Here is a 19,622-nt window from a genome sequence, read left to right as displayed (position 1 = left end):
GATGAAATTCCGTTCTTTCTGGATCTTTCTGCTGATCGTTTTCGCGTTGCCGATTCTGCCCGGGCCGGTCGCCGTGCCCGAGTACTGGATCACGCTGCTGAACTACATCGGCCTCTATTCGATCGTCGCGATCGGCCTCGTTCTGCTGACGGGCATCGGCGGGATGACGAGCTTCGGCCAGGCTGCGTTTGTCGGCGTGGGCGCATACGCGACGGCCTTCCTGACGACGCGCTATGGCGTCTCGCCGTGGCTCGCGCTCATCGCAGGCGTCGTGCTGACGGCATTTATCGCGCTGCTGCTCGGTCTTATCACCATGCGTCTGTCCGGGCACTTTCTGCCGCTCGGGACGATCGCGTGGGGCCTCTCGCTGTTCTATCTGTTCGGCAACATGGAACTGCTCGGCAAGTACGACGGCATCAATGGGATTCCGGTGCTCAACGTGTTCGGCTGGCAGCTCGAATCGGGGCGCAGCATCTACTACCTGATCTGGGTCGTCGTGCTGCTCGCGGTGATATCTGTTCAGAATCTGCTTAATAGTCGGCCCGGCCGCGCGATTCGCGCATTGCGCGGAGGCGGCACGATGGCCGAGGCGATGGGCGTCAATACGGCGTGGATGCGCGTGGTCATTTTCATCTATGCAGCAGTTCTGGCGGCCATTTCCGGCTTCCTGTATGCGCACTTGCAGCGCGCGGTGAATCCGACGCCGTTCGGGCTGAATCACGGCATCGAGTTCCTGTTCATGGCGGTGGTCGGCGGCGTGTCGCACGTCTGGGGTGCGATTCTCGGTGCGACGATCCTCACCGTTCTGCAGGATTATCTGCAGACGCTTCTGCCCAAGCTGATCGGCGCCAACGGCAATTTTGAGATCATCGTTTTCGGCGTCGTGATGGTTCTGCTGTTGCAATACGCGAGACAGGGCGTATGGCCGTTCGTCGCGCGCATCTTTCCTCGTGGTCCTCGCGCTCACGTTCCAGATCACGGCGACGCCCTACCGCAGCGCAGCAAACCGACGGCGGGCGAGCGCTTGCTGGTTGTCGACAAGGCGCGCAAGCAGTTCGGTGGGCTCGTCGCGGTGAATGATGTCAGTTTCGAGGTGAAGGCCGGCGAGATCATCGGTCTGATCGGACCAAACGGCGCAGGCAAATCCACGACGTTCAATCTCGTCACAGGCGTGCTTCAAGCGACGAGCGGCGCGATCAGTTTTCACGGCGAACGCATCGAGAAGCTGACTTCGCGCGAGATCGTCAAACGTGGCATCGGGCGGACGTTTCAACACGTCAAGATGCTGCCGGGGATGACGGTTCTGGAGAACGTCGCGATCGGAGCGCATTTGCGTGGCAATACGGGCGTCTGGCGCAGCGTCGTCCGTCTGAATGCGGCGGAGGAAGCGCGGCTGATGGCGGAGGCCGCGAAGCAGATCAAGCGCGTCGGGCTGGAGAAGCACATTTATAGCGAAGCGGGGAGTCTCGCGCTGGGTCAGCAGCGGATTCTGGAAATCGCTCGCGCGCTGTGCTGCGATCCGACTCTGTTGCTGTTGGACGAACCTGCCGCCGGCTTGCGGTATCAGGAAAAGCTACAACTGGCTGACTTGCTGCGAAAACTTCGCGCCGAAGGGATGAGCATTCTTCTGGTCGAACACGACATGGACTTCGTGATGAATCTGACGGATCGGCTTGTGGTGATGGAGTTCGGCACCAAGATCGCCGAAGGATTGCCGACAGAAGTCCAGAAGGATCCTGCGGTGCTCGAAGCATATTTGGGTGGGGTGGAATGATGGCAGATCCGATTCTTCAAGTGGACGGCTTGTCGGTACGCTACGGCAAGGTCGAGGCGTTGCACGACGGCAAGCTCACCGTCGGCGCGGGGCAGATCGTTTCCGTCATCGGGCCGAACGGCGCAGGAAAGTCGACGCTGCTTAACGCGATCATGGGTGCGCTGCCGCAGACGGGGCATTCGAAGGGCGTTGTGCGATATCTTGGAGAAGATATCTCTGCGTTACCGATTGAGCGTCGTGTCGCGCGTGGAATGTGCCTGGTGCCGGAAAAACGCGAGCTATTCGCGACGATGGCGGTAGAGGACAACCTCGTGCTCGGCGCTTATCGGCGTAAGAAGGCGGGCGAACGGAATTACCTTGATCAGCTCGATCATGTATTTCAGCTTTTCCCGCGACTGAAGGAACGGCGGAAGCAAGCGGCCGGAACCTTGTCGGGTGGAGAGCGGCAGATGCTGGCGGTGGGTCGCGCGCTGATGGGTAAGCCGCAACTTCTCATGCTCGACGAGCCGAGCCTCGGGCTGGCGCCGCTGATCGTCAAGGAGATTTTCCATATCATCAGCGCTCTGCGTCAGACGGGTGTTGCCACGCTGCTGATTGAACAAAATGCACGCGCGGCGCTGCAAATCTCCGACTACGGCTATGTTCTCGAGACGGGTGAATTTGCCCTCGAAGGCAACGCCGATGCGCTTCAACACAATCCCCAAGTTATCGAGACTTATCTTGGCCTGACGAAAAAAGTGGCCTAGACGCCACAACAGCGGTGGCCACCGATGGCGTGTTTCACGTGAAACACGCCGTTTTTTCGTCTCTGCCCGTTTGACCGAATTCGAGGGCGGGAAGAAACCGTTATAATTCAAAGCTACTCTCTCTTCAGGTTCGTGTCGTTCGCACACGATATCCCAATGCTTTATCCCACAGAATTTGATGTGATCGTCGTCGGGGGCGGTCACGCGGGCACTGAGGCGGCGCTCGCCTCCGCGCGCATGGGCTGCAAAACGCTGCTTTTGACCCATAACATCGAGACGCTCGGTCAGATGAGCTGTAATCCGTCCATCGGCGGGATTGGCAAAGGCCATCTCGTCAAGGAGGTCGACGCGCTCGGTGGCGCCATGGCTGCGGCGACGGACGAGTCCGGCATTCAGTTCCGCATTCTCAACTCGTCGAAGGGGCCGGCGGTGCGGGCGACGCGCGCCCAAGCTGATCGCCTTCTGTACAAGCAGGCGATCCGCCATCGGCTGGAAAATCAACCGAATCTCTGGCTGTTCCAGCAAGCGGTCGATGATTTGATGGTCGAGGGCGATCGCGTCGTCGGTGCTGTGACCCAGGTGGGTCTGCGTTTTCGCGCGCGCGCCGTCGTACTGACCGCAGGGACGTTCCTCAATGGGAAGATCCACGTTGGTCTGAATAACTATGTCGGCGGTCGCGCGGGCGATCCCGCTGCGGTGTCGCTTTCCGCGCGTCTGAAGGAATTGAAGCTGCCTCAGGGCCGTCTCAAAACGGGCACGCCGCCGCGCATCGATGGCCGCACGATAGATTTCTCTCAGCTCGAAGAGCAACCGGGCGACCTCGATCCGATCCCGGTATTTTCGTTTCTGGGTCGAGTAGAGCAGCATCCGCGTCAAATGCCGTGCTGGGTCACGCACACGAATGCACGGACGCATGACATCATCCGCTCCGGACTCGATCGATCGCCGATGTATACGGGCGTTATTGAAGGCGTCGGACCGCGCTATTGCCCGTCGATCGAGGACAAGATCCACCGCTTCGCTTCGAAAGACGCGCACCAGATCTTCTTGGAGCCGGAAGGACTGACCACGAACGAGTTCTATCCCAACGGCATCTCCACGAGTCTGCCGTTCGACGTGCAACTCGAGCTCGTGCGCTCGATGCGGGGCCTGGAGCACGCGCACATCCTTCGTCCTGGCTATGCGATCGAATACGACTACTTCGATCCGCGGGCGCTGAAGGCTTCGTTGGAAACGAAGGCGATCAACGGCTTGTTCTTCGCCGGACAGATCAACGGTACGACCGGCTACGAAGAGGCAGCTGCGCAAGGCTTGCTTGCGGGAATCAACGCCGGACTCCAAGTCCAAGGTAAAGAGGCGTGGTCGCCGCGTCGAGATCAGGCGTATCTGGGCGTGCTCGTAGACGATCTCGTGACGCGGGGCGTATCTGAGCCGTACCGCATGTTCACGAGCCGCGCGGAGTACCGTCTGTCGCTCCGCGAGGACAACGCGGATATGCGTCTCACGGAAATTGGCCGCGAGCTTGGTGTCATCGACGATATTCGCTGGGACGCGTTCAGCCGCAAGCGCGACGCTGTTTCACGTGAAACACAGCGTCTTCGCTCGACATGGGTCAACCCGAAGACGCTGCCGGCCGAAGAGGCGACCGCGTTGCTCGGCAAGCCGATCGACCATGAGTACAGCTTGGCGGATCTGCTGCGCCGGCCGGGTGTTTCGTACGACGGCATCTGCGCGCTGCGCGACGGAGCGTGTGGCCCGGACGCGCCGTTAGCGGAGGATTCGGTTCTTCTCAGCCAGATCAAGGAGCAAATCGAAATCGGCGTGAAGTACCAAGGTTACATCGACAGGCAAGCGGACGAGATCGTGCGGAACGGCGCGCAGGAAAATACGCGCCTGCCCGAAGGTCTCGACTACAACGAAGTCCGCGGCCTGTCGTTTGAAGCTCGCCAGAAACTGATTCAGCACCGGCCTGAGACCATCGGTCAGGCATCGCGAATCTCGGGCATTACGCCGGCCGCGATCTCGCTGCTGATGGTGCATCTGAAGCGCGGCGCGGGACGTCGCGGCCGCAACTCGCCTAGCGACGATTCGGCAAGCGGTAATACGACGGCGGTTCAATGACGGAGCGCAACCAAACTCTGGCGACGACGCTCGAAAAGGGCGTCGCCGCGCTCGGCCTCGCGCTGTCGTCTTCGCAAAGCCAGAAATTACTCGATTATGTCGCGCTGCTCGCCAAGTGGAACTCCGTCTATAACTTGACGGCAATCCGCGACCCGCAGCAGATGCTGATCCAGCACATTCTGGATTCGCTCGCGATCGTCCCGGCTGTATCCGAGCGAAATCCGTCGACTCTGCTGGACGTCGGTTCGGGCGGCGGTTTGCCCGGCGTCGTGCTGGCGATCGCGCAGCCAGATGTGCGTGTGACGTTGAATGACATCGTCCACAAGAAAACAGCTTTTCAGTCGCAGGCGAAGGCCCAGTTAGGTCTGAACAATCTGTCTGTCGTAACCGGGCGCGTCGAAAGTTTACGTCCAGGCATCGAAGTACCGGAAAAATTCGATGTAATCGTGTCGCGCGCATTCGCAGAGCTCTCCGATTTCGTTACACTTTCGCGTCATCTGGTTGCGGACAACGGGCGGATTCTGGCGATGAAAGGGGTGAAGCCAGATGCCGAAGCCGCGCGAGTGCCGGCGGGCGCCACGGTGCTCGGCATCGAGCGCTTGAATGTGCCGATGCTCGACGCCGAACGGCATCTCGTCGAGATTGCCGTCGAGCCGGTATGACGGTTCGTTGAAGGTTTTCATCCGCCATTCCAGGCACGCTGATCTTCTGACAGCGAAGAAACGAGGACACTAAACGATGGCAAAAATCTTCTGCGTCGCAAATCAGAAGGGCGGCGTTGGAAAGACCACGACAGCGGTCAATCTCGCTGCGAGCCTCGCGGGGCTGGGTCAGCGCGTGTTGCTGATCGACCTGGACCCGCAGGGCAACGCGACCATGGGTAGCGGCATCGACAAGGCCGCCTGCGAGAACACGGTTTACGAAGTGCTCGTCGATGGCGTCACGCTGCGCGAAGCGCGTACCCGTCCGGAGGCCGTTGGTTACGACGTGCTGCCGGCCAATCGCGAACTCGCTGGCGCGGAAGTCGAACTCGTGGACATGGAAAACCGCGAGCGCATTCTTCGCGTCGCGATCGAAGAAGTAGTCGATGACTATGACTTCGTGCTGATCGATTGCCCCCCGGCGCTTTCGCTGCTGACGCTCAACGCGTTGTGCGCGGCGCACGGCGTCGTGATTCCGATGCAGTGCGAATACTTCGCGCTGGAAGGGCTGTCCGACCTCGTGAACACGATCAAGCAGGTTCACGCCAATCTGAACCGCGACCTGAAGGTCATCGGCTTGCTGCGCGTGATGTTCGATCCCCGGATCACGCTGCAACAACAAGTGTCGGATCAATTGAAAGAGCATTTCGGCAGCAAGCTGTTCGATGTCGTGATCCCGCGCAATGTGCGTCTTGCCGAGGCGCCGAGCTACGGGCTGCCGGGTGTCGTGTTCGACAAGTCGTCGCGCGGCGCGCAGGCGTATATCCAGTTCGGCACGGAAATGATCGAGCGCGTGCGTGCGCTCGACCTCAACTAAGCAAACCCATTCGATGCGGCAGTCACGCCGATGGAGGAACCGAAATGAGCGCTGTGATGAAAAAGAAGGGTTTGGGCCGAGGCCTGGATGCATTGCTCGGCGGCAGCGTCGACATTACGGAAGCCGTGCGCGGTGAAGGCACGCCGTCGGTGTTGCCGCTCGACAAGCTGCAGGCCGGGAAGTATCAGCCGCGCACGCGCATGGACGAGGGCGCGCTGCAGGAGCTCGCGGCGAGTATCCGCGCGCAAGGGCTGATGCAACCGATCCTCGTGCGCTCCGTCGGCGACGATCACTACGAAATCATCGCGGGCGAGCGGCGTTTTCGCGCCGCGCGCCTGGCGGGGCTCGATGAAGTCCCCGTTCTCGTAAAAAACGTGCCAGATCAGGCTGCCGCAGCGATGGCGCTGATCGAAAACATCCAGCGCGAGGATTTGAATCCGCTGGAAGAGGCGCAGGGCATCCAGCGCCTGCTCGATGAGTTCAGCTTCACGCACGAACAGGCTGCCGAGTCGGTCGGCCGCTCGCGCAGCGCCGTCTCTAATCTGTTGCGTCTTTTGAACCTGGCGACGCCCGTTCAGACGATGCTCCTCGCCGGCGACCTCGACATGGGCCACGCGCGCGCACTGCTCGCCGTCGACGCAGCGACGCAAATTCAACTTGCCAATCACGTTGTCAATCGCCGCTTGTCGGTGCGTGAAACGGAGCGCCTCGTCGCGGCGACGACCAAGGAAGCGCCTGCGACAAAAGCACGCGCCGCGAACGACGGCGGACGTGATACGCGTCGGCTCGAAGAAGAGTTGTCGGATCTGCTATCGGCCAACGTGAAGATCAAGCTGGGCGGAAGAGGGCGCGGAAAAGTCACGATCGATTTCGGCACGCTCGACTCGCTCGAAGGCATTCTGACGAAGCTGCGCGGCAGCATCGAAGCGACGACTCCCACAGCCTGACCCGCGCACATCTTGTCCGAATTCGACGTCAACCGTACACGTTCCGACTTTCTTGCGCGCATCTGGCGGGCCGTCTCGAAAGAGCCGGTTCTCGCCATTTTGGTATTCGCGCTCGTCGTGTTGCAGATCGCCCACCCACGTCCGTGGATGTCCCTGCCGGGTCTCGTCGACTGGCAGACGGTGCTTACACTCGCGGGCCTGCTGGTGCTGACCAAGGCCATCGAATTATCAGGATTCCTGATGTGGGCCGCGCATCGGCTCGTGCATCACATTCATGGCGAACGCACGTTGGCGCTGCTCCTCGTGGCGCTCGCCGCGGGCCTCTCCACGGTGCTGACCAACGACGTAGCGCTTTTCGCCGTCGTCCCGCTCGCCTTGTCGTTGCACAAGCTCGCGCCGCTGCCGATCAAACGGCTCGTCATCGTCATTGCGCTGTCGGTCAACGCAGGCTCGATTCTCACGCCGCTCGGCAATCCCCAGAACCTTTTCCTGTGGCAGACGAGCGGCGTCGGCTTCCCGGCGTTCGTCTGGGCGATGCTGCCGCTGTGCGCCGCGTTGATGGCGCTGCTCGGCATCGTGACGTTCGCGATGTTCCGCGCGGAGCCGCTGGATCTTTCCGGCGATGTCGAGGAACATCGCGTCGATCGCGTGCTGTGCGGTGTCAGCGTGCTCGCGTTTGCGGCGTTCGTCGCGCTCGCCGACGCGCATCACGCCGGCCCGGCGCTGGCCGTTCTGGCGGCGGTCTTCCTGTTGTGGCGACGTGAAGTCGTGTTGAAGATCGACTGGCTGCTGCTCCTCATCTTCGTGATGATGTTCATCGTGCTGCGCAGCGCGGCCGCGCTGCCGTCGATTCACGCAGGCATCGCCCATATAGGCATCGATACGCCGATGCGCGCGTATGCGGCGGGCGCGGTGCTCTCGCAGGCCATCAGCAACGTGCCGGCGGCCATCGTGCTCGCGGAGTTCTCGAAGGACTGGCGCGCGCTCGCATTTGGCGTGAGCGTCGGTGGATTCGGTATCGCAATCGGTTCGCTCGCGAATCTCATCGCCGTGCGCTTGTCGGGTGAAAAAGGCATGTGGATGCCATTTCACATGGTGTCGATCCCGTTCTGGATCGTGGCAATCGTCATCGGCTGGGCGCTCGTTTGATGCTCGGCGCAGGCTCCTCCATCGAATGAAAATCTCCTTGCAATTGCAAGGAAAGTCTCGCTTTTGAGACCGTTTTTTAAGGTTCGTCTGCTTGGTTTTTGACGCGCCTAAACTATTGAATCCGTGACAACAATCGCTTACAATCGCCCGGATTTATCAGCTAGGCCACCTCGAAAGCGCAGCGAAAGCGCAGGGTGATTTTCCCGGACTTTTGGTTGAAGGTTGGAAGACGGTGCGAGAGGAAAATCGAGCGCCGGACGCTCACGCAACCGGCGATGAAAACGCCTCCGGAAATCAGCCGCGCAGTTCGTCGAGCGACTCGTGGGATGCCGAAGCGCAAGAAAATAATATCGTTCCGCTCACGCGGGATCAGGCACAGAAGCTGTTTGGGCCCGAGGTGAGTCGTCCATCGCGTGTCACGCCGTTTAAGGTCGTGGCAGCGCAAATGGTTTTGTCCCTGGGTGCGACGCTGTTGTGGTGGCTGTTCTACAAGCCGCCGGGCGATGCTGCGCTGTCCGCATTTCTGGGGGGAGCGATCTGCTGGGTGCCGAGCGCTCTGTTCGCCGCGCGCCTGCGGGCGAAGAGCGGCGCGGAGACGATCATGAGCTGGATGATCGGCGAAGCGCTCAAGATGGGAGCGACGATCGCCATGTTCGTGGCGGTCGCGTACTGGTACAAGGGCGCGTTGTGGTTGCCGCTGCTCGTTACGTACATCGTCGCTCTGAAGACTTACTGGGTTGCAATGGCGCTTCGGTGACGATTCTTGACGTCCCAGGTAAGTGCCCGCAGCACGGATTGTAAGTAGCATCACGTATGAACAAGTGCGGACGTTGTGCCGCACTCGGGCCTCTCGACCCGGAGCCGCGACGCGAAGCGGCGGCTCGGAAGCGACAGGCGGCGAAAGATTTTTGACAATTTGGGTGGCTTTAACGATATGGCAGCTAGCGAAGGAACGCACGCTCTGGATCCGTCCGAGTACATTGCGCACCACTTGCAGAATCTTTCCACGCACGCACAGACGTCGATCTTCGACATCCACGTCTGGAATCTCGACACGCTGTTCTGGTCGATCGTGTGCGGTGTCATCACCATCGTCATTCTCGGTCTTGCTGCACGCAAGGCGACGTCCGGTGTTCCCGGCCGTTTCCAGTGCGCCATCGAGATGCTGGTCGAAATGGTCGAAGACCAGTCGAAGTCGATGATCCACGGCAGCCGCCGCTTCATCGCTCCGCTCGCGCTGACCGTGTTCGTCTGGGTCGCCCTGATGAACTCGCTCGACTTCATCCCCGTGGATCTGCCGCCGCGCATCATCGGCTGGCTCGGTCTCGAAAACGTCCTTCCGCATCATCGCATCGTTCCGACGGCTGACCTCAACGGCACCATCGGTATCGCGCTCGGCGTGTTCGTGCTGATGATCTACTACAACTTCAAGATCAAGGGCGCTGGCGGCTTCGTGCACGAACTGCTGTCGGCTCCGTTCGGCGCGCATCCGCTGCTGTGGATTCCGAACCTCGCGCTGAACATCATCGAGTTCGTCGCCAAGACGGTGTCGCTCGGCATGCGGCTGTTCGGCAACATGTACGCCGGCGAACTGCTGTTCCTGCTGATCGCCCTTCTGGGCAGCATGTGGACGTTCGGTGCGGACGCTTCCGTGCTCGGCTTCATCGGCCACGTGGTCGCGGGCACGGTTTGGGCGATCTTCCACATTCTGATCGTGCTGTTGCAGGCGTTCATTTTCATGATGCTGACGCTGGTGTACATCGGCCAGGCGCATGACTCACACTGACGCGTTGCGGCACGTTCCGGAATCGTTCAGGTTTTAGGTTTTCGTTTTTTATAAATCCAGTTCCAAAGTCTTTAATCAAAGGAGTGATCATGCAAGCTTTCATCGCCAACATCCAAGGTCTGACCGCCATCGGTATCGGCATCATCATCGGCCTGGGTGCAATCGGCGCCTGTATCGGTATCGGTCTGATGGGCGGCAAGTACATCGAAGCATGCGCCCGCCAGCCGGAACTGATGAACCCGCTGCAGACCAAGATGTTCCTGCTGGCTGGTCTGATCGACGCGGCGTTCCTGATCGGCGTTGGTGTGGCAATGCTGTTTGCGTTCGCGAACCCGCTGCTCTCGAAGCTCGCAGGCTGAGGTTCCTCGGAAGTGTGCGTCTGACTTTTTAAAGACGCTTAACGGAACGGGTGAGGCGCTGATCGAGCTCAACAAGCCGATGAGCGCCTTTTAACCGTTTCACCTCCGATCAAGCAACGTTTAAGGAAACACCGTGAATCTCAACGCAACCCTGTTTGCGCAAATGGTCGTGTTTCTGATCCTCGCGTGGTTCACGATGAAGTTCGTGTGGCCGCCGTTGATCAACGCCCTCGACGAGCGCTCGAAGAAGATTGCCGACGGCCTCGCCGCCGCCGACAAGGGCAAAGCGGAACTCGAAGCTGCGCACAAGCGCGTCGACCAGGAACTCGCGCAAGCGCGCAACGACGGCCAGCAACGCATCGCCGACGCTGAAAAGCGCGCTGCCGCAGTCGCAGAAGAAATCAAGGCCAACGCTCAAGCCGAAGCCGCGCGTATCGTTGCGCAAGCCAAGGCCGACGCCGACCAGCAAATCGTGAAGGCTCGCGAAGCGCTGCGTGGCGAAGTCGCTGCGCTGGCTGTGAAAGGCGCTGAGCAGATTCTGAAGCGCGAAGTCGATCAGAAGGCACACGCCGATCTGCTGAATCAACTCAAAACCGAGCTCTGATCATGGCCGAACTTGCAACCATCGCTCGTCCTTACGCAGAAGCGCTGTTCCGCGTGGCCGAAACCGGCGATCTCGCGGGCTGGTCCACCTTCGTTGAGGAGCTGGCACAGGTTGCGCGTCTGCCCGAAGTGGAAACGGTCGCTTCGAGCCCGAAGGTGAGCCGCCAGCAAATCGTCGATCTCCTGCTCGCCGCAGTGAAGTCGCCGTTGGCCCAAAGCCAGCCTCAAGCGAAGAACTTCGTCGGCATGCTGGTCGAGAACCATCGCCTGCCGCTGCTGCCGGAAATCGCCGTCCAGTTCGACGAGCTGAAGAACGCCCGTGAAGGTGCTGCCGATGCTCACATCGTGAGCGCGTTCCCCCTCGAAGGCGAACAGTTGAACGACCTCGTTGCAAGCCTCGAACGCAAGTTCCAGCGCAAGCTGAAACCGACCGTCGAAATCGATCAGTCGCTGATCGGCGGCGTTCGCGTGACGGTTGGCGACGAAGTGCTCGATACCTCGGTCCGCGCGCGCCTCGCCAGCATGCAGACGGCTCTGACCGCTTAATTTGCGAATTAATGCGATCAACCGAGTCTGATGACTGGCACGCAACAGAATTGACTATCAGGAGCGAATAATGCAACTCAATCCCTCTGAGATCAGCGAGCTGATCAAGAGCCGGATCCAGGGCCTTGAAGCGAGCGCGGACGTTCGCAACCAGGGCACCGTGATCTCCGTGACCGACGGTATCGTGCGTATCCACGGCCTGTCGGACGTGATGCAGGGCGAAATGCTCGAATTCCCGGGCAACACCTTCGGCCTCGCGCTGAACCTCGAACGTGACTCGGTCGGCGCCGTTATTCTCGGCGAGTACGAGCACATCTCGGAAGGCGACATCGTCAAGACGACGGGCCGCATTCTCGAAGTGCCGGTCGGTCCGGAACTCGTCGGCCGTGTGGTCGACGCGCTCGGCAACCCGATCGACGGTAAAGGCCCGATCAACGCGAAGGCAACGGACGCAATCGAAAAGATCGCCCCGGGCGTGATTTGGCGTAAGTCGGTGTCGCAGCCGGTGCAGACGGGTCTGAAGTCGATCGACTCGATGGTGCCGATCGGCCGTGGCCAGCGCGAGCTGATCATCGGCGACCGTCAGTGCGGCAAGACCGCGGTGGCCGTCGACGCGATCATCAACCAGAAGGGCAAGGATCTCATCTGTATCTACGTCGCGATCGGCCAGAAGGCTTCGTCGATCATGAACGTGGTGCGCAAGCTCGAGGAAACCGGCGCGATGGCTTACACCATCGTCGTGGCGGCTTCGGCTTCGGAATCGGCCGCGATGCAGTACCTCGCGCCGTACGCCGGCTGCACGATGGGCGAATACTTCCGCGATCGCGGCCAAGATGCGCTGATCGTCTATGACGACTTGACCAAGCAGGCGTGGGCGTATCGCCAGATCTCGCTGCTGCTGCGCCGCCCGCCGGGCCGCGAAGCGTATCCGGGCGATGTGTTCTATCTGCACTCGCGTCTGCTCGAGCGTGCGGCTCGCGTCTCGGAAGAGTACGTCGAGAAGTTCACGAACGGCGAAGTGAAGGGCAAGAGCGGTTCGCTGACGGCACTGCCGGTCATCGAAACGCAAGCCGGCGACGTGACCGCATTCGTTCCGACGAACGTGATCTCGATTACCGACGGCCAGATCTTCCTGGAAACCGACCTGTTCAACGCCGGTATCCGCCCTGCTATCAACGCGGGCGTGTCGGTGTCGCGCGTCGGCGGTGCGGCTCAGACGAAGGTCATCAAGAAGCTGTCGGGCGGTATCCGTACCGACCTCGCGCAGTATCGTGAGCTCGCCGCGTTCGCGCAGTTCGCATCGGACCTCGACGAAGCCACCCGCAAGCAGCTCGAGCGCGGCCGCCGCGTGACGGAACTGCTGAAGCAGCCGCAGTATCAGCCGCTGCAAGTGTGGGAACTGGCCGTCGCGCTGTTCGCAGCCAACAACGGCTATCTGGACGATCTCGAAGTTTCGCAAGTGCTCGCATTCGAAAAGGGCATGCGCGAATTCCTGAAGACCAGCCACGGCGATCTGATTAAGCGCATCGAAGACAATAAAGACTTGTCGAAGGACGACGAAGGCGCACTGCATGCCGCGCTGAAGGACTTCAAGAAGTCGGGCGCTTATTGATCGGGATAGAGGAGCAACGCGCGATGTCACCGGACGTCGCGCGGCTTCGATCAAGGAGTAAGCAATGGCTGGAATGAAGGAAATTCGCGGCAAGATCAAGAGCGTGCAGAACACGCGCAAGATCACGAAAGCGATGGAAATGGTCGCCGCATCGAAGATGCGCCGCGCCCAGGAGCGCATGCGTTCCGCCCGTCCGTATGCCGACAAGGTCCGTTCGATCGCATCGCACATGAGCCGTGCGAACCCCGAGTATCGCCATCCGTTCATGGTCGAGAACAAGGGCGCAAAGACGGCCGGCCTGATCCTCGTCACGACCGACAAGGGTCTGTGCGGCGGCATGAACACGAACATCCTGCGTGCGTCGCTGAACAAGATCAAGGAACTCGATCAAAGCGGTGTCCAGATCGAAGCTTCGGCGATCGGCGGCAAGGGACTCGGCTTCCTGAATCGCCTGAAGGCGAAGGTCGTGTCGCAAGTCACGCAACTGGGCGACACGCCGCATCTGGAAAAGCTGATCGGCGCGATCAAGGTGCAGCTCGACCTGTATTCGGAAGGCAAGATCAACGCGGTGTACCTCGCGTACACGCGCTTCATCAACACGATGAAGCAGGAAGCGGTGATCGAGCAACTGCTGCCGTTGTCGGTGGACGACCTGGACGCGAAGGACGAAGACGGCGTCACGCCGAAGACCTCGTGGGACTACATCTACGAGCCGGACGCGCAAACCGTGGTGGACGAGCTTCTCGTGCGCTACGTCGAAGCGCTCGTCTATCAGGCGGTCGCGGAAAACATGGCGTCGGAGCAATCCGCGCGCATGGTCGCGATGAAGGCCGCGTCGGACAACGCGAAGACCGTGATCAACGAACTGCAGCTCGTCTACAACAAGAGCCGCCAGGCCGCGATTACGAAAGAATTGTCGGAAATCGTCGGCGGCGCCGCAGCGGTCTGACGGCCGCGTGAAAGAACACAGTATCTAAAGGAAATGCGATGAGTACTACTGCTTTGGTAGAAGGCAAGATCGTACAGTGCATCGGCGCCGTTATCGACGTGGAATTTCCGCGTGCGCAAATGCCGAAGATTTACGACGCGCTCATTCTGGAAGGCACCGAACTGACGCTCGAAGTCCAGCAGCAGCTGGGCGACGGCGTGGTTCGCACCATCTGTCTGGGTGCATCCGACGGCCTGCGCCGCGGCACGATGGTCAAGAACACGGGCAAGCCCATCAGCGTGCCGGTCGGCAAGCCGACGCTCGGCCGCATCATGGACGTGCTCGGCCGTCCGATCGACGAAGCGGGTCCGATCGAATCGGAAACGACGCGTTCGATCCACCAGAACGCACCTTCGTTCGACGAGCTGTCGCCGTCGACGGAACTGCTCGAAACCGGCATCAAGGTTATCGACCTGATCTGCCCGTTCGCGAAGGGCGGCAAGGTCGGTCTGTTCGGCGGTGCAGGCGTGGGCAAGACCGTGAACATGATGGAACTCATCAACAACATCGCGAAGGAGCACGGCGGTTACTCCGTGTTCGCGGGCGTTGGCGAGCGTACCCGTGAAGGGAACGACTTCTATCACGAAATGAAGGACTCGAACGTTCTCGACAAGGTCGCGCTGGTCTACGGCCAGATGAACGAGCCGCCGGGCAACCGTCTGCGCGTCGCGCTGACCGGTCTGACGATGGCCGAGCACTTCCGTGACGAAGGCCTCGACGTGCTGTTCTTCGTCGACAACATCTATCGTTTCACGCTGGCGGGTACGGAAGTGTCCGCACTGCTCGGCCGTATGCCTTCGGCAGTGGGCTATCAGCCGACGCTGGCTGAAGAAATGGGCAAGCTGCAAGAGCGCATCACGTCGACGAAGACCGGCTCGATCACGTCCGTTCAGGCCGTGTACGTCCCTGCGGATGACTTGACCGACCCGTCGCCGGCTACGACCTTCGGCCACCTGGATGCAACCGTCGTGTTGTCGCGTGACATCGCTTCGCTGGGTATCTATCCGGCAGTGGACCCGCTCGATTCGACCTCGCGTCAGATCGACCCGAACGTGATTGGCGAAGAGCACTACACGATCACGCGCGGCGTGCAGCAGACGCTGCAGCGCTACAAGGAACTGCGCGACATCATCGCGATTCTGGGCATGGACGAACTGTCGCCGGAAGACAAGCTGTCGGTTGCGCGCGCTCGTAAGATCCAGCGTTTCCTGTCGCAGCCGTTCCACGTTGCTGAAGTGTTCACGGGCTCGCCGGGCAAGTACGTGCCGCTGAAGGAAACCATCCGCGGCTTCAAGATGATCGTCGAAGGTGAGTGCGATCATCTGCCGGAGCAGGCGTTCTACATGGTCGGCACGATCGACGAAGCCTTCGAAAAGGCCAAGAAGATCCAGTAAGAGTCGGGTGTTTTTCAGGCGGACGTCCGCGCAGCGCGGGCGTCCACTCATGACACCGACGACAGGAGTCGACATACATGGCAACCATCAAGGTAGACGTCGTCAGCGCGGAAGAGCAGATCTTCTCGGGCCAGGCGAAGTTCGTCGCGCTGCCGGGCGAAGCGGGTGAACTCGGCATTCTGCCGGGTCATACGCCGCTCATCACGCGCATTCGTCCCGGTGCGGTGCGTATCGAGGCGGAAGACGGTACGGAAGAGTTCGTGTTCGTTGCCGGCGGGATTCTCGAAATCCAGCCGGGCATCGTGACCGTGCTCGCCGATACGGCCATCCGCGGCGCGGATCTCGACGAAGCGAAGGCAGAGCAGGCGAAGAAGCGCGCCGAGGAAGCGATTCAAAACAACACCTCGGAGCTCGAGTACGCGACCGCGCAAGCGGAACTCGCTTACGCGACGGCTCAACTCGCGGCGATCCAACGTCTGCGCAAGGCGCACGCAAAGCACTAAGCGCACGACGCATCGAGCAGCAGCGATCAGCAGGTCAAGAAAGCAGCCTTCGGGCTGCTTTTTTATGCTCCTAATCGGCAAATCGCGCACGCAAATCTGCATAACGGTTATGTGGCGCTCACTCCGATTCACGTAAGCGATTGATTCAGCGCATCTTTCGCCGATCGCCCGAAAGCGGCATTGCGGGAAACACTCAATGCCCGCGCCAGTCCTCGCGATGCACAATGGCCTCCAATTAGCCTTCACCGGGCGGCGATTCACATTGGCGGAGACCATCGATGACAACTGAACCGACCCACGCCGGCGCGCAGATCGAACCGCGCGACGGCATTTCCTATGTTCGCGGCGCGACCGACATCCCATTGAGCGACGCGACCGTTGCGCGCTTCCTTCTCGAAACCGCTGGGAGATTCCCCGATCGCCCGGCCGTCGTGTTCCGCGAGCAGAACATCCGCTGGACGTGGCGCGAGTTCGCAGATCAGATCGACGTGCTCGCGAGCGGACTGCTCGCGCTCGGCATCGAGGCGGGTGATCGCGTCGGCATCTGGTCGCCCAACCGCATCGAATGGCTGCTCACGCAGTTCGCCACCGCGCGCATGGGCGCCACGCTCGTCAACATCAATCCGGCGTACCGGCTGGCCGAGCTCGAATATGCGCTGAACAAGGTCGGCTGCAAGGCGATCATCGCGGCCGAGCAGTTCAAGTCATCGAGATATCTGGAGATGCTGCAGACGCTCGCGCCCGAACTCGCGCATGCCGAGCCGAACGCGCTTCACGCCGGGAAGCTGCCGGAATTGCGCGCCGTGATCCGCATGGGCGAGAGCAAGACGCCCGGCATGCTCAATTTCGAGGACGTGATGCGTACCGGTCGCGAACGGCTCGACGCGACGCCGCTCGACGCAGTCGAGGCGAAGCTGAAGCCGGACGATCCGATCAACATCCAGTTCACGAGCGGCACCACGGGCAATCCGAAGGGCGCGACGCTCACACATCGGAACATCGTCAACAACGCGCGCTATATCGCAATGGCGATGCGCCTGACCGAGCAGGATTCGCTGTGCATTCCGGTGCCGCTGTATCACTGCTTCGGCATGGTCCTGGCCGTGCTCGCGTGCGTATCGACGGGCTGCACGATGGTGTTTCCCGGCGAAGCCTTCGACCCCGCCGCGACGCTCGCTGCCGTGCACGAGGAAAAATGCACGGCGCTGCATGGCGTGCCGACGATGTTCATCGCCGAACTCGATCACCCGGACTTCGGGAAGTACGATCTGAGCCGGCTGCGCACGGGCATCATGGCGGGTTCGCCGTGTCCGATCGAGACGATGAAGCGCGTCGTGTCGAAGATGCATCTCAGCGAGATCACAATCGCGTACGGCATGACTGAGACAAGCCCCGTGTCCTTCCAGAGCTCGACGACCGATCCGCTCGACAAGCGCACCACGACCGTCGGACGCATTCAGCCGCATCTGGAAGTGAAGATCGTCGATCCGCTGGGCAATATCGTGCCCGTCGGCGAAACCGGCGAGCTGTGCACGCGCGGCTATTCGGTGATGAAAGGCTACTGGGGCGACGACGCCAAGACGCGCGAGGCGATCGTCGACGGATGGATGCACACCGGCGACCTCGCGACCATCGACGCGGAAGGTTACTGCAACATCGTCGGCCGCCTGAAGGACATGCTGATTCGGGGCGGCGAGAACGTCTATCCGCGCGAAATCGAGGAATTCCTGTTCCGTCATCCGAAGGTGCAGTCGGTGCAGGTCTTCGGCGTGCCCGATCAGAAATACGGTGAGGAAGTATGCGCGTGGATCGTCGTGCGTCCCGGCGAGCAGGCGAGCGAGGAGGAAATTCGCGAGTTTTGCCAAGGACAGATCGCGCACTACAAGATTCCGCGCTACATCCGCTTCGTCGACGAACTGCCGATGACCGTCACCGGCAAGGCGCAGAAATTCGTGATGCGCGCCCGCATGATCGACGAACTGAAGATCGCCGAGGCCAAAACGGCCTGAACTTCGGCGCTGCTTCGCGGTGAAAAGACAAAGGGAGCGCTGCGGCGCTCCCTTCTGTCATTGGACGAAACGTTCGGGTGTTGAAATCCCAAAACGCAAACGTTTGTCCGGGCGAAAAAAAAGCGGGCCTGGAGCCCGCTAAAAACCACACGCTACGGGGTTAGCGCGAGGAGACCAAACGTGGGATGTGTCGAATGCCTTGCATTCGAATAACGATCCCAACACCGATGCCCCAAATGTGAGTGCTTCGGCCACAGCCTGCCATCGGATCACGTTGTTTTCGCACGACGCGACCCAATACATCCGTGTTGAAACCGTTTCAACAGATTGTGGGCGAATTGAATCCGGGTCGCCGTAACAAAGTGTTTCAGGTTGTAACCCGCGCCCGATAAGGCTCGGAGGAAATTTTCGAGCGCGATTGTCCAGATTTCGACCGATATATTGTCTGTTATTCGGACGATTAATCCGTTGGGGATGACTTGACGCGCGATTGCAGATTTTCGAACTCGTGCGATTATTCTATTTTTTTCGCGGAAATCGAACGCCCGGACGCATGAAATCGATGCGCAAAGTAGGCGGCGCGCGCATAACGACACAAAAACCTATGGAGATACGCATGAGCATTGATGCAGCCCTGCTTCGCTATTACGGCGCCGTCGAGGACGCTTTTCCGGCTTTGCCGCCCGACGCGGACGCGCTGGCAATCCGGGAGCGCTTCAGCAAGGTCGCTCGAGCTTACGCCGGAGAGCGCGACGATGCCGTAACGGCGGAAAATATTCAGCTCGATCTCGAAGGCCGCACGCTTGCCGCCCGCATCTACAAGCCGAAAGAGGCGCGCGGCCCGCTGCCGCTGATCGTGTACTTTCACGGCGGCGGCTGGGTCGTCGGCGATATCGACACGCACGATGGCCTCGTCGCACGGCTCTCGCGCGACTCGCAATGCGCGGTGGCGAGCGTCGACTACCGGCTCGCGCCCGAGCATCCGTTTCCCGCGCCGTGCGAAGACGCGCTCGACGCGCTGCTCTGGCTCGCGGAGCACCGGTCGCGGCTCGGCTTCGCGACCGACCGGCTGGCTGTCGGCGGCGACAGCGCGGGCGCGCATCTGGCGGTTGTCGCGGCACGCGGCGCGAACGAGCGCGTCGCGGGCATCGTCGGCTTGCAACTGCTGCTTTACCCGGTCATGCGTCGTCAGTTCGAGAGCCCGAGTTGCATCGCCAATGCGAACGGTCCGGGTCTCACGAACGATGAGATGAAGTGGTACTGGACCCAGTTCCTTTCGGGTGAAACACCGCAGGCGCACGATGTGCGCGCCTTTCCGCTCTCCGAGCCGTTCGAGCGCACGCCGGCGCCCGCGATCGTCGTCGCGGCGGCGTACGATCCGCTCTATGACGACGCCGTCGAACTCGAACGCTTCCTGCAAGCGAACGGCGGCCGTGTCGAGCTGATCGACGCGCGCGACATGACGCACGGATTCGGCCGCATGCATTCACAGTCCGACGCGGCGCTCGGCTGGCTGCGCAAGATCGGCGAGCGCACCGGCGAACTCTTGCGCGCCGCGCGCTGACTG

The 19,622-nt window shown here is 60.9% G+C and carries 18 protein-coding genes; all 18 read left to right on the top strand.

Annotation, left to right across the window (positions count from 1 at the left end):
* The first annotated feature begins 1 nt into the window (after window position 1).
* The 18 genes from NCS02_RS14065 to NCS02_RS13980 all read left to right on the top strand — a co-directional run bounded on the left by NCS02_RS14065 (window position 2) and on the right by NCS02_RS13980 (window position 19,619).
* Window positions 2–1,774: a branched-chain amino acid ABC transporter ATP-binding protein/permease gene (locus NCS02_RS14065; RefSeq protein ID WP_502800877.1), complete on the top strand. Its 1,773-nt coding sequence runs from the start codon at window positions 2–4 to the stop codon at window positions 1,772–1,774.
* Window positions 1,771–2,520, top strand: a complete 750-nt coding sequence (locus tag NCS02_RS14060) for an ABC transporter ATP-binding protein (RefSeq protein ID WP_250457086.1) — start codon at window positions 1,771–1,773, stop codon at window positions 2,518–2,520. The genes NCS02_RS14065 and NCS02_RS14060 overlap by 4 nt, the downstream gene beginning before the upstream one ends.
* Window positions 2,521–2,676: 156 nt before the next feature.
* The gene (gene mnmG / locus NCS02_RS14055) at window positions 2,677–4,641 is read left to right on the top strand and encodes a tRNA uridine-5-carboxymethylaminomethyl(34) synthesis enzyme MnmG (RefSeq protein WP_250523211.1); all 1,965 of its coding nucleotides are present in this window, start codon (window positions 2,677–2,679) and stop codon (window positions 4,639–4,641) included.
* Complete coding sequence (gene rsmG, locus NCS02_RS14050) at window positions 4,638–5,303, top strand: 16S rRNA (guanine(527)-N(7))-methyltransferase RsmG (protein WP_250523208.1); 666 nt, start codon at window positions 4,638–4,640, stop codon at window positions 5,301–5,303. Before mnmG ends, rsmG begins: the two co-directional genes overlap by 4 nt.
* Before the next feature lie 76 nt (window positions 5,304–5,379).
* Complete coding sequence (locus NCS02_RS14045; RefSeq protein WP_008352447.1) at window positions 5,380–6,159, top strand: ParA family protein; 780 nt, start codon at window positions 5,380–5,382, stop codon at window positions 6,157–6,159.
* 44 nt (window positions 6,160–6,203) lie between these two features.
* Window positions 6,204–7,106: a ParB/RepB/Spo0J family partition protein gene (locus tag NCS02_RS14040; protein WP_008352449.1), complete on the top strand. Its 903-nt coding sequence runs from the start codon at window positions 6,204–6,206 to the stop codon at window positions 7,104–7,106.
* A gap of 12 nt (window positions 7,107–7,118) precedes the next feature.
* A complete protein-coding gene (locus NCS02_RS14035; protein ID WP_008352451.1) occupies window positions 7,119–8,255 on the top strand; it encodes an SLC13 family permease in 1,137 nt (378 codons plus the stop codon).
* A 211-nt stretch (window positions 8,256–8,466) separates the two neighbouring features.
* A complete protein-coding gene (locus tag NCS02_RS14030; protein ID WP_175979662.1) occupies window positions 8,467–9,012 on the top strand; it encodes an ATP synthase subunit I in 546 nt (181 codons plus the stop codon).
* A 177-nt stretch (window positions 9,013–9,189) separates the two neighbouring features.
* A complete protein-coding gene (atpB, locus tag NCS02_RS14025; RefSeq protein WP_008352455.1) occupies window positions 9,190–10,041 on the top strand; it encodes a F0F1 ATP synthase subunit A in 852 nt (283 codons plus the stop codon).
* Window positions 10,042–10,130: 89 nt separating this feature from the next.
* Window positions 10,131–10,400: a F0F1 ATP synthase subunit C gene (gene atpE / locus NCS02_RS14020; RefSeq protein WP_007180033.1), complete on the top strand. Its 270-nt coding sequence runs from the start codon at window positions 10,131–10,133 to the stop codon at window positions 10,398–10,400.
* A gap of 133 nt (window positions 10,401–10,533) precedes the next feature.
* Entirely contained in the window at window positions 10,534–11,004 is a 471-nt protein-coding gene (locus NCS02_RS14015; RefSeq protein WP_008352476.1) for a F0F1 ATP synthase subunit B, read from the top strand.
* Between the two features lie 2 nt (window positions 11,005–11,006).
* Window positions 11,007–11,549: a F0F1 ATP synthase subunit delta gene (locus NCS02_RS14010; protein ID WP_034472325.1), complete on the top strand. Its 543-nt coding sequence runs from the start codon at window positions 11,007–11,009 to the stop codon at window positions 11,547–11,549.
* Window positions 11,550–11,619: 70 nt separating this feature from the next.
* A complete protein-coding gene (gene atpA / locus NCS02_RS14005) occupies window positions 11,620–13,161 on the top strand; it encodes a F0F1 ATP synthase subunit alpha (RefSeq protein WP_008352478.1) in 1,542 nt (513 codons plus the stop codon).
* 64 nt (window positions 13,162–13,225) lie between these two features.
* Window positions 13,226–14,110, top strand: a complete 885-nt coding sequence (gene atpG / locus NCS02_RS14000) for a F0F1 ATP synthase subunit gamma (protein ID WP_175979661.1) — start codon at window positions 13,226–13,228, stop codon at window positions 14,108–14,110.
* Window positions 14,111–14,148: 38 nt separating this feature from the next.
* On the top strand, window positions 14,149–15,543 hold the full coding sequence (gene atpD, locus NCS02_RS13995; protein ID WP_033536458.1) for a F0F1 ATP synthase subunit beta: 1,395 nt from the start codon (window positions 14,149–14,151) through the stop codon (window positions 15,541–15,543).
* Window positions 15,544–15,620: 77 nt separating this feature from the next.
* Entirely contained in the window at window positions 15,621–16,046 is a 426-nt protein-coding gene (locus NCS02_RS13990; RefSeq protein ID WP_008352481.1) for a F0F1 ATP synthase subunit epsilon, read from the top strand.
* A 278-nt stretch (window positions 16,047–16,324) separates the two neighbouring features.
* Window positions 16,325–18,055, top strand: a complete 1,731-nt coding sequence (locus NCS02_RS13985) for an AMP-binding protein (protein WP_250523207.1) — start codon at window positions 16,325–16,327, stop codon at window positions 18,053–18,055.
* Window positions 18,056–18,671: 616 nt separating this feature from the next.
* Window positions 18,672–19,619, top strand: a complete 948-nt coding sequence (locus NCS02_RS13980) for an alpha/beta hydrolase (RefSeq protein WP_250480758.1) — start codon at window positions 18,672–18,674, stop codon at window positions 19,617–19,619.
* The last annotated feature ends 3 nt before the right edge of the window (window positions 19,620–19,622 follow it).

The sequence above is a fragment of the Caballeronia sp. NCF2 genome, from assembly GCF_023631205.1.
In the GTDB taxonomy this organism is placed as follows: domain Bacteria; phylum Pseudomonadota; class Gammaproteobacteria; order Burkholderiales; family Burkholderiaceae; genus Caballeronia; species Caballeronia zhejiangensis.
This window is presented reverse-complemented; position numbering and strand designations above follow the sequence as displayed.